This is a genomic window from Rhodoplanes azumiensis, assembly GCF_042682915.1.
GTDB lineage: Bacteria > Pseudomonadota > Alphaproteobacteria > Rhizobiales > Xanthobacteraceae > Rhodoplanes > Rhodoplanes azumiensis.
Map to the genome: position 1 here is coordinate 1 of NZ_JBHUIW010000009.1, position 12,510 is coordinate 12,510.

A 12,510-nucleotide genomic window follows, 5' to 3' on the forward strand; every position below is an offset into this window, starting at 1 on the left:
GCTGGATCCTCCGAGACAAGCTCTTGCCCACCCGAAATGTGTGCATGCCGTAGCGGCGCAGCGGGGAGAGGGGCGAGGCACGCCGCGCCTAGCTGCGCCCTCGCCGCGCCATCGACTCTGCCTGATCACTCCGCCGCTGCCACCCGCAGCGCCTGCCATTGGGCGAGCTGGGCGCGCAGGGGGGCGGGGCGGACCGGCTTGTTGAGGATGCGGATGTCGAGCGTCCGGGCGGTCTCGCGCACCTCGCGGGTGCGGTCGGCGGTGATCAGCATGGCGGGCAGCGATTCGCCGTACCGCCGGCGCAACGCCACGATGGTGTCGATGCCGTTGCCGCTGTCGAGGTGGTAGTCGACCAGCAGCACGGTCGGCCGTCGGCCGCTGCGCTCGATCGCGGCGATGGCGCGGTCGAGATCCGGCGCCTTCAGCACGGTGCAGCCCCAGCCGGTCAGCAGCGTCTCCATGCCGTCGAGGATCGCCGGCTCGTTGTCGATGCACAGCGCGATCGACCCGGTGAGGTGACCATGCGCCCGCACGGCCTGCGTTTCCGCGGGCTCCGGCATCGCCACGGCGGCGCGCGGCAGCGTCACCGAGAACTGCGAGCCGCGGCCGACCTCCGAGCGCAGCGCGACCTCGTGGTCGAGCACGCGGGCGATGCGCTCGACGATCGAGAGGCCGAGCCCGAGGCCGCGCGCCACCATGGCGCCGCGCTCCAGCCGGTGGAACTCCTCGAAGATGGCGCGCTGGCTCGCCGAGGCGATGCCGATGCCGGTGTCGTAGACGTCGATGCGCACGTCCTTGCCGCGGCGCCGGCAGCCGACCAGCACGCGGCCGTGCTCCGTGTACTTGATCGCGTTGGAGACGAGGTTGCGTACCAGCCGGCGCAGCAGCCGGCGGTCGGAGCGCACCACCAGGCGGCTGTGGACGAAGCGCAGGTCGAGCGACTTCTCGCGGGCGAGGGGCGCGAACTCCACCTCGAGCTGGCGGAACAGGTCGTCGACCGCGAAGGTGGTGATCTCGGTCTTGAGCACGCCGGTGTCGAGCCGCGAGATGTCGAGCAGCGCGCCAAGGATCTCCTCCACGGCTTCGAGCGAGGCGTCGACATGGCCGGCGAGCCGCGCCTCCTCGCCGGTCGGCTGGCGCTCGACCAGGCTGGTCACGTAGAGGCGCGCCGCATTGAGCGGCTGCAGGATGTCGTGGCTCGCCGCGGCCAGGAAGCGGGTCTTCGACAGGTTGGCGTTCTCGGCCGCCGCCTTGGCGTCGGCGAGCGCGGCGTTGAGGCGCTCGAGCTCGGCGGTGCGCTCGCGCACCCGGTGCTCGAGCTCGTCGTTGGCGCGGGCCAGCGCCTCGGCCGCCTCGACGCTCGGGGTGATGTCGGTCAGCGTCACCACGACGCCGCCGCCCGGCATCTGCGCCACCCGCACCTCGATGATCAGGCCGCGGGCCGGGAAGCGCTCCAGGAACGGCTCGGCGCAGGTGGCGTAGCGGCCGACCCGCTCACTCACCAGCATGTCGACCTCGCCGGGCCCGAAGGCGCCCTTGGCGGCGTTGAAGCGCAGCACGTCGTCGAGCGTCGTGCCGACCCGCACCAGCGCCGGGGGAAGATCCAGGATCTCGCCGAACTGCCGGTTCCAGCAGACCAGCGCCATCTCCTTGGAGAACACCGCGATGCCCTGGCGGACGTGGTCGAGCGCGGTCTGCAGGATCTCGCGATTGTAGTGGATCGCCGCGTTGGCGTCGTCGAGCAGCTTGAGGGCCGCCTTGGTCGACATCAGCCGCTTGCGCAGCAGGAGCGACAGCACGAGCCGCGACGAGGCGGCGCCGATCGCCGAGGCGAGCAGGAACTCGGCGTGCTGGAGGAGCTGGAAGTCCGCCTCCTGCTTGGGATCGAGCGGCATCCGTCGCGACGCCGCGAAGGTCTCGAAGGCCGTGCGGGTGCGCTCCTCGCCGATGTAGCGGGCGACCGTGGTGGTGAGCTCGCCCACCGTCACGGCCGAGCGCCACAGCCGGAAGCTCGGCGTCGTCGGGGTCAGCCGCGAGGGGACGAAGATGTCGGCCTGCAGCCGCTCGATCGCCGAAGGCGCATGGCGCAGCGACACCGCCACGTAGGTGAGCACGTTGAGGACGAGGCTGACGACGACGCCGTGGACGAGCGGCGGCAGGCCGAGACCGAACAGCGCCTCCGGCCGCAGGAGCGCGAGGCCGAACGGCCCGTGGGTCAGGATGTCGTTCCCGATCATGCCGGCGGCGACGAAGCTCGGCAGCAGCAGCGTCCAGGTCCACGCCGCGAAGCCCACCAGCATGCCGGCGACCGCGCCGCGCGCCGTCGCCCGCCGCCAGAACAGGCCGCCGAAGAAGGCCGGCGCGAGCTGGCTGATCGCCGCGAAGGACAGCAGTCCGATCGAGGCGAGCTGCGCCAGCCCGGCGGAGCGGTGGTACAGATAGGCGAGCAGCAGGATGGCGAAGATGGCGAAGCGGCGCACCCGCAAGAGCAGCGCGCCGGCGTTCGCCGAGCCGAGCGATCCGCCCCGGCGCAGCACCAGCGGCACGAACAGGTCGTTCGACACCATGATGGCGAGCGCCACCGATTCGACGATCACCATGGCGGTGGCGGCCGACAGTCCGCCGACGAAGGCGACGAGCGCGAGCGTCTGCGAGCCGGCGGCGAGCGGCAGCGCCAGCACGTACATGTCGCCGTCGACCGTGCCGGGCGGGAAGGTGAGGAGGCCGGCGAGCGCGATCGGGACGACGAACAGGTTGATCAGCACCAGGTAGATCGGGAACAGCCAGGCGGCGCGCCGCACCTCGGCCTCGGAGTTGCTCTCCACCACGGCGACGTGGAACTGGCGCGGCAGCAGCAGGATCGCGAAGGCGGCGAGCAACGTCATCGTCGCGAAGGTCGAGAAGCTCTGCTCCCCGGTGAGCACGCGGGCGACCTCGGGCCGCTCGAGCGCCCGCATGAACAGCGTCGCCGGGCCGCCGAACATGCCGTAGGTCACGAACACGCCGACCGCCAGGAAGGCGACGAGCTTGACCACCGATTCGGTGGCCACCGCGAGAATCAGCCCGTCCTGGTGCTCGGTCGCGTCGATGTGGCGGGTGCCGAACAGGATGGCGAACAGCGCCATCGACATCGCCACGACGAGGGCGATGTCGCCGAGCAGGACATGGGCGCTCCAGCTCTCCGGGGCGACCTCGGCCAGGATGGTGCCGAGCGACGATGATACCGCCTTGAGCTGCAGGGCGATGTAGGGGATCGTCCCGGCGATGGCGATGACCGCCACGATGGCGGCGACCGCCTGGTTCTTGCCGTGGCGGGCGGCGATGAAGTCGGCGATCGAGGTGATGTTCTGGCCCTTGGCGAGCCGGACGATCCGGGTCACCAGCGGCGAGGCGAGCCCGATCACCAGGATCGGCCCCACATAGATGGCGAGGAAGTCGAATCCGGACCGCGAGGCGAGCCCGACCGAGCCGAAAAAGGTCCAGGACGTGCAGTAGATCGCCAACGACAGCGGATAGATCAGCCGCGACCGGCTCCGGCGCTCGCGGGCGCGGCCGCGGTCGCCCCAGCTCGCCACCAGGAACAGCATCCCGATGTAACCGAGCGCGACGGCGACTGCGACCCAGCCGTGTGGCATGGCGCCTCCTGCGGTCGGGCGTGGCGGCCCGGGCCGACCGAAGCGTCACACAATGGTCCCGGGCTTGTCCATCGCGGCGCCGGCGGAGACGCCCCGTCCACGGACCCCGCAATTGTCGTTGCATTGCCGTGCGGTGGTGCCGTACTTATGGGACAAATACTTACGACTTTCGCCACCCGGGGACCAAGGACCGGCTGCATGTCGATGAAGCCCTTCGACCGTGCCGAGGCGCCGCCGAGCGGAAGCGCGAGCAACGGCCAGCGCACCGTTCCGGCGATTTCCGACGCTCAGCTCGCGAGCGTCCTCGACACGGCGGCGGACGGCATCATCATCATCGACGAGCGCGGCATCGTGCTCACCTACAACAAGGCGTGCGAGCGCCTGTTCGGCTACACGGCGGTCGAGATGCTCGGCCGCAACGTCTCGACCATCATGCCGAGCGATCACTCGCGGGCGCACGACGGCTACATCGGCAACTACATCGCGAGCGGCCGGCGCAAGATCATCGGCATCGGCCGCGAGGTTCCGGCGCAGCACCGCGACGGCACCGTGATTCCGATCCACCTGTCGGTCGGCGAGGCGGTGACGTCGGTGGGGCGCCAGTTCATCGGCATCATGCGCGACCTGCGGGCCCGCAACGAGAGCGAGCAGCGGCTCGCCCAGCTCCAGGCCAATCTGGTGCGGATGGCGCGCGTCTCGGCGGTCGACGAGATGGGCGCGGCGCTCGCCCACGAGCTCAACCAGCCGCTCACCGCGGTGATGCTCTATCTCCAGGCGGTGGAGCGCTCCTGCGCCAAGCAGGGGGCCGCCAACGCGATCCCGACCAGCGTGATGGCGATTCTCGAGAAGGCGGTGCGCGAGGCCGAGCGGGCCGGCAGCATCATCCAGCGCATGCGCCAGTTCATCGAGAAGCGCGACCCGGTGCGCAAGAGCGTCGAGCTCAACCCGCTGATCGAGGACGCCCTGGAGCTGACCGTGCTGGGCAGCGCGCCCGGCACCCGCATCGTCCGCGAGTTCGCCCCGCGGCTGCCGCTGGTGATGGTCGACCCGGTGCAGATCCAGCAGGTCGTGGTCAACCTGGTGCGCAACGCGATCGAGGCGATCAAGGGTTGCGACGTCCAGGTGGTGCGGGTGTCGACCGGCCTGCGACCGGACGGCGTCGCGCTCAGCGTGCTCGACAGCGGCCCCGGCATTCCGCCGGCCGCCATTTCCGAATTGTTCAAGGCTTTTTCGTCCTCCAAGAGCCAAGGGCTCGGACTCGGCCTTGCCATTTCCAAATCTATCGCTCAGACCCACGGCGGCGATCTCATCGTCGATCCGGGCGGTCGGGGGCGGGGGGCCTGCTTCACCTTGCTCCTGCCGTTGCCGGACGAGGGGAGCTCGGGCGCGACAGCAACCAAGGACGGACAACATGGGTCAGAACGCCACCGCGGCTGGTGAGATCCACATCATCGACGACGATCCCGCGGTCCGCGATGCCCTCTCGGTCGTCCTGACCCTGGAAGGCTATCACGTCACCACCTTCGCCGACGGGCACTCGTTTCTGGCGGCGGTGCGCTCGCGGGCACCGGCCTGCATCATTCTCGACGTCCACATGCCGGGGCGGTCCGGGCTCGACATCCTCAAGGAGCTCAACGCCAAGAACTACCCGGCGCCGGTGTTCATCATCTCCGGCCAGGGCGACATCCCGATGGCGGTCGAGGCGATCAAGAACGGCGCCTTCGATTTCATCGAGAAGCCGTTCGACGCCGAGACCGTGGTCAACCGGGTGCGGGACGCCATCGAGGCGGCGAGTCGCCGGCAGTCGCGCGTCGGCCTCGGCGAGACCTTGACCCAGTTCCCCGGCAGCGACCTCCTGACCGCCCGCGAGCGCGAGGTGCTCAACCTCATCGCGGCGGGGGCCTCCAACAAGGAGGCCGGGCGTCAGCTCGGCATCAGCCCGCGCACCATCGAGGTGCATCGCGCCCGCATCATGGAGAAGCTCGGCGCCAAGAACGCCGCGGACCTGGTCCGCATCGTGCTCTCGGAGTCGCCCCGCAACGCCTGAACCTCCCGTCCCGCCGCAATTTTTCGAGATTCTCCGACACCACGGATCGACGTTAAGTAATATTGCTTAGCGTTATATTACGAATTGAGCCCTTGGTGCGGTGCTCCGATGTTGGGAGGCGAGGCAGCTCGTGGGCTGCGAGCTGTTGGGTTCTGTCATGGCCGTGCATGTCGTCGAAGATGATCCGGGGGTGAGCGACTCGCTCGCCATCCTGCTGGAGCATCTGGGCTTCGAGGTCGTGTGCCATGCCGATGCGGAGGATTTCTTCCGCGCCGGTCCGCCGGCCGGACAGGACATCGTCTTCGTCGACCTGATCCTGCCCGGCATCAGCGGGGCCGAGCTGATCCGCTGGCTCAACGGCTTGAAGGAGCCCCCCCGCATCGTCGCCATGTCGGGGCAGTCGCAGAACACGATCGATCTTCAGCTCCGCGGGCTCGAAGGGGTCGGCGCGATGAGCATCATCCGCAAGCCGCTCTCGCACGGCGCCATCACCCAGCAGCTCGCCACCTTGCGCTCCTGATCGCGCAGGGGACTCCCCGTCGCCGAACCGGCGGGTCCGCGAGTGCAGATCGGACGACGCGTCGGGCGGCGGGCGCGCTTGTCCGGGCACGCCTGCCCCGGCGCCCACGCCAGGGCGCGGATGCTCCGGGAGCGGCATGGCGCGGCCGGGCGACGCGCTGCGGCTGCGCTGCGGTTCTCCGGGATGGACGGTTCGGCATCGGAGAAGTCGCGAGACTCGCTCCGGACGGCTCCGGACAAATGCGTAAGGCGAAAGTTCGAGACGTCGGATCGGCGACAACGCGTAAGCTGCGCTTGACAGTCAATGGGTGCAGTGCAATCACAATCTCACGCTAGAAATCGACGCCTTCCCGACCATCTCCGAGGCCCTCGAAACAGCCGTTTCGGGCCTCCTCTCGTGCCGTTCAACATGCTGAAATATAAGGATTTTTGACGATAAGGGTTTCTCCGTAAGCATTCATGCCAGATTACGCCTCGGCGATCAGCTCCGCTAATGTCCCATTGCGCTGCCGAGCGTTTCAACCCCCGGCTCGTCCGGCGAGGACCCCCATGAAGCCAGCCATCGCACAGCGATCCATTTCCGTCGCGGTCGAGTCGCCCTGTCGACTCCCCTCGTCTCATCGCGCCGCACCCGTCCAGGCCGCCAGCCGCCGCGACGAGGAGCCCCAGGGCCAGCGCCAGCGGGTGGGACAGCACGCCCACATCTTCCGCGAGGGTGACCGTGCCGACCGGATGTATCAGCTCGTCGACGGCGCCGTGATGCTCTACAAGCTCCTGCCCGACGGTCGCCGTCAGGTGGTCGAGCTGCTCTCCGCCGGCGACGTGTTCGGCCTCTCGGCGCTGCCCGTCTACGACTGCTCGGCCGAGACGTTGGTCACCTGCAACATCATCGCCTGGGAGCGCGCCGCCGTCGAGCATTCGCCGGAGCTGCTGCGCCGGCTCAGCGGCCACGTCCACGCCCAGCTCTGCGCCCTGCACGAGCATGCCGTGCTGCTCGGCCGCAAGTCGGCGCTGGAGCGGGTCGCCACCTTCGTCATGCATTGCGTGCCCGGTCGCGGCGGCTTCAACTGCTCGGGGCCGCGCTGCGGCGGCGACTCCGCCGTCGTGCGTCTCGGCATGACCCGCCAGGAGATCGCCGACTATCTCGGCCTCACGCTGGAAACCGTCTCGCGCGCCTTCTCGGAGCTGCGTCGTCGCGGCATCATCGCGATCGACAAGCAGGAAGAGGTGCGGGTGCACGACGTCTGTCGCATCTGTCAGCTCACCGGCGCGCACTGAGGAGACGCGCTGCGGGGCGGCGTCTCGGAGGTCGAGCACGCCTCGCGCCGCGCCGTGATCGTTCCGTCTTGAACGTTCCGCCGTGATCGTTTCGGAGCGACCGTCCATCTCCTCCCCGGACGGTCCTCTTCAACTGAAAGCGCCGTACGAACCGTACGGCGCTTTTTTTCGCGCGCGCCTGTTCGCGCGCCGCGCGACGGCGCCCTCGATGTCGCCACAACGTGGCGGCGCGACGCGCCGATGATCCGACATTCTCATAAGAACAGTTCGCACGCCGTCTGAAATGCTCTAAGAGAGCGGCAGACGCAGGACCCCCATGCAGACGCGTTCGCCCGCTTCCGTGCGCCCGCCCTCGGGCCCCAAATTCTCGCTCCGCGATCTCCGCAACCTCGCCGAGACATTCGCCATCGCGTCCGCCGGTGCGGGTCTGTTCTATCTCGCGAGCATCCCGGCCGCCTTCCTGGCCGGCGCCATGGTGGCGGTCGCCGTCGCCGCGATCGCCGGACGCCCGGTCGGCGTGCCGCGCCCGCTCGCCCGGGCCTGCTTCGTGATCGTCGGCCTGTCGCTCGGCAGCGTCGTCAGCCCGGCCTCGCTGCGCGGCATCGCGGCCTGGCCGATCAGCATCGCGGCCGTCGTCGCGGCGTCGGCCTGCGTCACCGTCGCGACGACCTTCTATCTGCGCAAGGTGCACGGCTGGGAGTCGATGACCGCGATGTTCGCGGCGGTGCCTGGCGCGCTCTCGCAGGTGCTGGCCCACGCGGTCGAGGAGAAGTGCGACGTCCGCGGCATCGCCGTGGTGCAGTCGCTGCGGGTGGTCATTCTCACGGTCGGCGTGCCGGTGGCGCTCGCCGTGCTCGGGCACGGCGGGCCGACCCGGCTGGCGGCGCCGCCGTCGAGCCTGTTCGCCGCCCCGGCCGAGCTCGCAGCCCTCGTCGCGACGGCGCTCGGGGCGGGGCTCCTCCTCATGCGGATCGGGTTCCCGGGCGGCCTGCTGATCGGGGCCATGACGGTGTCGGCGGTGCTGCACGGCACCGGCCTCGTCACCGTGACGCTGCCGGCCTGGGCGACGATCGGCGGCATGCTCGGGCTCGGCGCGATCTCGGGCTCGCGCTTCACCAACACCTCGTCGGGCCTGCTGCTGAATTATCTGGGCGCCGCGCTCGGCGCCTTCGCGGTCGCGGTCGCCGTCACGGCCGTGTTCGTGCTCGTCCTCGTCCCGACCCTGCATCTGCCGCTCGGCGACCTCACGGTCGCGTTCTCGCCCGGCGCCATCGACGCCATGATGGTGCTGTCGCTCGCTTTGCATATCGACCCGGTCTTCGTCGGCGCCCACCACATCGCCCGGTTCTTCGTCGTGTCCTTGATGCTGCCGGTGGTGATCCGATACGTCCGAAGACTGCGTCAGGACGGGGGAGACGACAGCATTGTCAAGTAAACTGGACAATCAAGCGGGCCTGACACTGGCTCCGATTGACTTTCATCAATGCGTGCAGCGCGAGCATCCTGACTAGTCCTGGGTGCTCTTCAATTCAGCCCGATCTTGTAACGCCGCAACCCAAGGCCCCATCCATGGCTCAATCGACGGTTCGCAAGACCATGACTTTCGGGGAGGGCGGACTCGCGTTCGTCTTCGCCGTGACGACCCTGCTCTGTCTGATCGGAGCAGCCAAGGCGCAGGACGCGCCTTTCGCATTCCACGCCTACCTGTCGGCGGCCGCGAGTGTCGCGGCCGTGTTCCTGATCTTCCGGGGCTATTTCAACCGGCCGGCCGTGCTGCCCGGCGAGGCGACCGACGACGGCCGCGTCAACTACAACGACGGACCGATCAAGTTCGCCACGGCGGCAGCGGTGTTCTGGGGCGTCGCCGGCTTCACGGTCGGCCTCTACGTCGCCCTCGAGCTCGCCTATCCGTGGCTGAACTTCGACTTGCCGTTCCTGAACTTCGGGCGCCTGCGGCCGCTGCACACCTCGGCCGTCATCTTCGCCTTCGGCGGCAACGTGCTGCTCGCGAGCTCCTTCTACGTGGTGCAGCGGACCTGCCGCACCCGGCTCGCCGGCCACATGGCGCCGTGGTTCGTCATCCTCGGTTACAACTTCTTCATCGTCATCGCCGGCACCGGTTATCTGCTCGGCGTCACCCAGGGCAAGGAATACGCCGAGCCCGAGTGGTACGCGGACCTGTGGCTGACGATCGTCTGGGTGGTCTATCTGCTGGTCTACCTGGTGACGATCATCAAGCGCAAAGAGCCGCACATCTACGTCGCCAACTGGTTCTATCTCGCCTTCATCGTCACCATCGCGGTGCTGCATCTCGGCAACAACGCGACGCTGCCGGTCTCGGTGTTCGGCTCGAAGTCCTACATCGTCTGGTCGGGCGTGCAGGACGCGATGTTCCAGTGGTGGTACGGCCACAACGCGGTCGGCTTCTTCCTCACCGCCGGCTTCCTCGGCATCATGTACTACTACGTGCCGAAGCGGGCGGAGCGGCCGGTCTACTCCTACCGGCTGTCGATCGTGCACTTCTGGGCCCTGATCTTCCTCTACATCTGGGCCGGCCCGCACCATCTCCACTACACGTCGCTGCCCGACTGGGCGCAGACGCTCGGCATGACCTTCTCGATCATGCTGTGGATGCCGTCCTGGGGCGGCATGATCAACGGCCTGATGACGCTGTCCGGCGCCTGGGACAAGCTCCGCACCGATCCGGTGCTGCGCATGATGGTCGTCTCGGTCGCCTTCTACGGCATGTCGACCTTCGAAGGGCCGATGATGTCCATCAAGGCCGTGAACTCGCTCAGCCACTACACCGACTGGACCGTCGGTCACGTCCACTCGGGCGCGCTCGGCTGGGTCGGCTTCGTCTCGTTCGGCGCCATCTACTGCATGGTGCCGTGGCTGTGGCACAAGAAGCAGCTCTACAGCCTCAAGGCCGTGAACTGGCACTTCTGGCTCGCCACCATCGGCATCGTGCTCTACGTCTCCGCCATGTGGGTGTCCGGCATCCTGCAAGGCCTGATGTGGCGCGCCTACACGCCGCTCGGCTTCCTCGAATACTCGTTCATCGAGACGGTCGAGGCGATGCATCCGTTCTACGCGACGCGTGCGCTCGGCGGCGGCCTGTTCGTCGTCGGCTCGCTGATCATGGCGTGGAACGTGTGGATGACGGTGCGGTCGGGCGAGCCCGCGCCGGTGGCGCAGCCCGCCATGCAGCCGGCCGAGTGAGGGAGGAACGACCATGTCGCTCATGGCCAAGCACGCGATCCTCGAGAAGAACTCGATCCTCCTTCTCATCGGCATCCTGCTCGTGGTGTCGATCGGCGGCCTCGTCGAGATCGCCCCGCTCTTCTACCTGAAGAGCACCATCGAGAAGGTGGAGGGCATGCGGCCCTACACGCCGCTCGAGCTCGCCGGACGTGACATCTACGTCCGCGAGGGCTGCTACACCTGTCACTCGCAGCAGATCCGTCCGCTGCGCGACGAGGTGGAGCGCTACGGGCACTACTCGCTCGCCGCCGAGTCGATGTACGATCATCCGTTCCAGTGGGGCTCGAAGCGCACCGGGCCGGATCTGTCGCGGGTGGGCGGCAAGTACTCGGACGAGTGGCACGTCGCCCATCTGAAGAACCCGCGCGCCGTGGTGCCGCAGTCGGTCATGCCGGGCTATCCGTTCCTGGCCCGGACCGAGCTCGACCCCAAGGCGGTGGCCGCCCAGATGGAGACGCTGCGGCTCGTCGGCGTGCCCTACACGGACGATCAGATCAAGAACGCCGCCAAGGATCTCAAGATCCAGGCGACGCTCGACGATCCGGCGGTCGCCGATCTCCAGGGCCGCTACCCGAAGAGCACGGCGCGCGATTTCGACGGCAACCCGTCGCGCGTCACCGAGATGGACGCCCTCGTCGCCTATCTGCAGATGCTGGGCACGCTGGTCGATCTCAAGCTCTACGACGACAAAGTGAACCTGCGCTGAGAGGGGATCCATGAAACCGGAATTCGGACTGTCCCTGATCGGCCACCTCGTCGCGAACTGGTGGACGCCGTTCTTCGTCCTTCTGTTCGTGGCGGTGCTCGCCTACGCGCTGTGGCCGCACAATCGCGCGGCCTTCGACCACGCGGCCAAGATGCCTCTGCGGGAGGACTGAGAGACCATGGCGAAGCAAGAGATCGACGCCGTCACCGGCATCGCGACCACGGGTCACGAGTGGGACGGCATCAAGGAGCTCAACAACCCGCTGCCGCGTTGGTGGCTTTGGACCTTCTACGCCTGCGTGATCTGGTCGGTCGGCTACTGGGTCGTCTATCCGGCCTGGCCGCTGGTGTCGTCCTACACGGCGGGCGTGATCGGCTACTCGTCGCGCGCCAATGTCCGCGCCGATCTCGCGGCGCTCCAGCAGCTCCGCGGCGAGAAGTCCGCGGCGCTGGCCAAGGCCGATCTCGCCGACATCGAGAAGGATCCGAACCTGCTCGCTTTCGCACGGGCGCAGGGACGGGCCGCCTTCGGCGACAACTGCGCGCCCTGCCACGGCTCCGGCGCCACCGGCTCGAAGGGGTTCCCGAACCTCAACGACGACGACTGGATCTGGGGGGGCTCGCTCGAAGCCCTTCACCAGACGCTCCAGTACGGCATCCGCTCCGGCCACGCCCAGGCGCGCGAGAACCAGATGCCGGCCTTCGGCAAGGACGGCACCCTGAAGAAGGACGAGATCGTCCAGGTGGCGAACTACGTCCGCTCGCTGTCCGGTCAGCCGACCCGGCCCGGCGTCGACCTCGCGGCCGGCAAGCAGCTGTTCGCCGACAACTGCGCGGTCTGCCACAACGAGGACGGCAAGGGGAACCAGGAGCTCGGTGCCCCCAACCTCACCGACCGCATCTGGCTCTATGGTGGCGACGAGGCGTCGATCGTCGAGACGATCACCAACGCCCGCGCCGGCGTGATGCCGGCCTGGGTCGACCGCCTCGATCCGGTGACCATCAAGGCGCTCGCCGTCTACGTCCACACGCTCGGCGGTGGACGCTGACCGGGCGCGCGGG

The 12,510-nt window shown here is 68.4% G+C and carries 10 protein-coding genes; 9 read left to right on the plus strand and 1 reads right to left on the minus strand.

Annotated features, from left to right (window positions below):
* Positions 1-125 precede the first annotated feature (125 nt).
* A complete protein-coding gene (locus ACFSOX_RS09615) occupies positions 126-3,635 on the minus strand; it encodes a hybrid sensor histidine kinase/response regulator (RefSeq protein ID WP_378477591.1) in 3,510 nt (1,169 codons plus the stop codon).
* 198 nt (positions 3,636-3,833) lie between these two features.
* Between ACFSOX_RS09615 and ACFSOX_RS09620 the strand changes: the two genes are divergently transcribed.
* The 9 genes from ACFSOX_RS09620 to ccoP all read left to right on the plus strand — a co-directional run bounded on the left by ACFSOX_RS09620 (position 3,834) and on the right by ccoP (position 12,497).
* Positions 3,834-5,075 carry a two-component system sensor histidine kinase NtrB gene (locus tag ACFSOX_RS09620; protein ID WP_378477592.1) on the plus strand — a complete coding sequence of 414 codons (1,242 nt, stop codon included), beginning with the start codon at positions 3,834-3,836 and terminating at the stop codon, positions 5,073-5,075.
* The gene (locus ACFSOX_RS09625; RefSeq protein WP_378477593.1) at positions 5,047-5,682 is read left to right on the plus strand and encodes a response regulator transcription factor; all 636 of its coding nucleotides are present in this window, start codon (positions 5,047-5,049) and stop codon (positions 5,680-5,682) included. The genes ACFSOX_RS09620 and ACFSOX_RS09625 overlap by 29 nt, the downstream gene beginning before the upstream one ends.
* Before the next feature lie 157 nt (positions 5,683-5,839).
* Positions 5,840-6,202, plus strand: coding sequence for a response regulator (locus tag ACFSOX_RS09630; RefSeq protein WP_378477594.1), 363 nt, complete (start codon positions 5,840-5,842; stop codon positions 6,200-6,202).
* Between the two features lie 548 nt (positions 6,203-6,750).
* On the plus strand, positions 6,751-7,479 hold the full coding sequence (locus ACFSOX_RS09635; RefSeq protein ID WP_378477595.1) for a Crp/Fnr family transcriptional regulator: 729 nt from the start codon (positions 6,751-6,753) through the stop codon (positions 7,477-7,479).
* Positions 7,480-7,795: 316 nt separating this feature from the next.
* Positions 7,796-8,914 carry an AbrB family transcriptional regulator gene (locus ACFSOX_RS09640; RefSeq protein WP_378477596.1) on the plus strand — a complete coding sequence of 373 codons (1,119 nt, stop codon included), beginning with the start codon at positions 7,796-7,798 and terminating at the stop codon, positions 8,912-8,914.
* Positions 8,915-9,048: 134 nt separating this feature from the next.
* Positions 9,049-10,701: a cytochrome-c oxidase, cbb3-type subunit I gene (ccoN, locus tag ACFSOX_RS09645; RefSeq protein ID WP_378477597.1), complete on the plus strand. Its 1,653-nt coding sequence runs from the start codon at positions 9,049-9,051 to the stop codon at positions 10,699-10,701.
* A 13-nt stretch (positions 10,702-10,714) separates the two neighbouring features.
* Positions 10,715-11,449 carry a cytochrome-c oxidase, cbb3-type subunit II gene (gene ccoO, locus ACFSOX_RS09650; RefSeq protein ID WP_378477598.1) on the plus strand — a complete coding sequence of 245 codons (735 nt, stop codon included), beginning with the start codon at positions 10,715-10,717 and terminating at the stop codon, positions 11,447-11,449.
* Between the two features lie 10 nt (positions 11,450-11,459).
* Entirely contained in the window at positions 11,460-11,621 is a 162-nt protein-coding gene (locus ACFSOX_RS09655; protein ID WP_111357481.1) for a cbb3-type cytochrome c oxidase subunit 3, read from the plus strand.
* A 6-nt stretch (positions 11,622-11,627) separates the two neighbouring features.
* Positions 11,628-12,497: a cytochrome-c oxidase, cbb3-type subunit III gene (gene ccoP / locus ACFSOX_RS09660; protein WP_378477599.1), complete on the plus strand. Its 870-nt coding sequence runs from the start codon at positions 11,628-11,630 to the stop codon at positions 12,495-12,497.
* Positions 12,498-12,510: the final 13 nt, after the last annotated feature.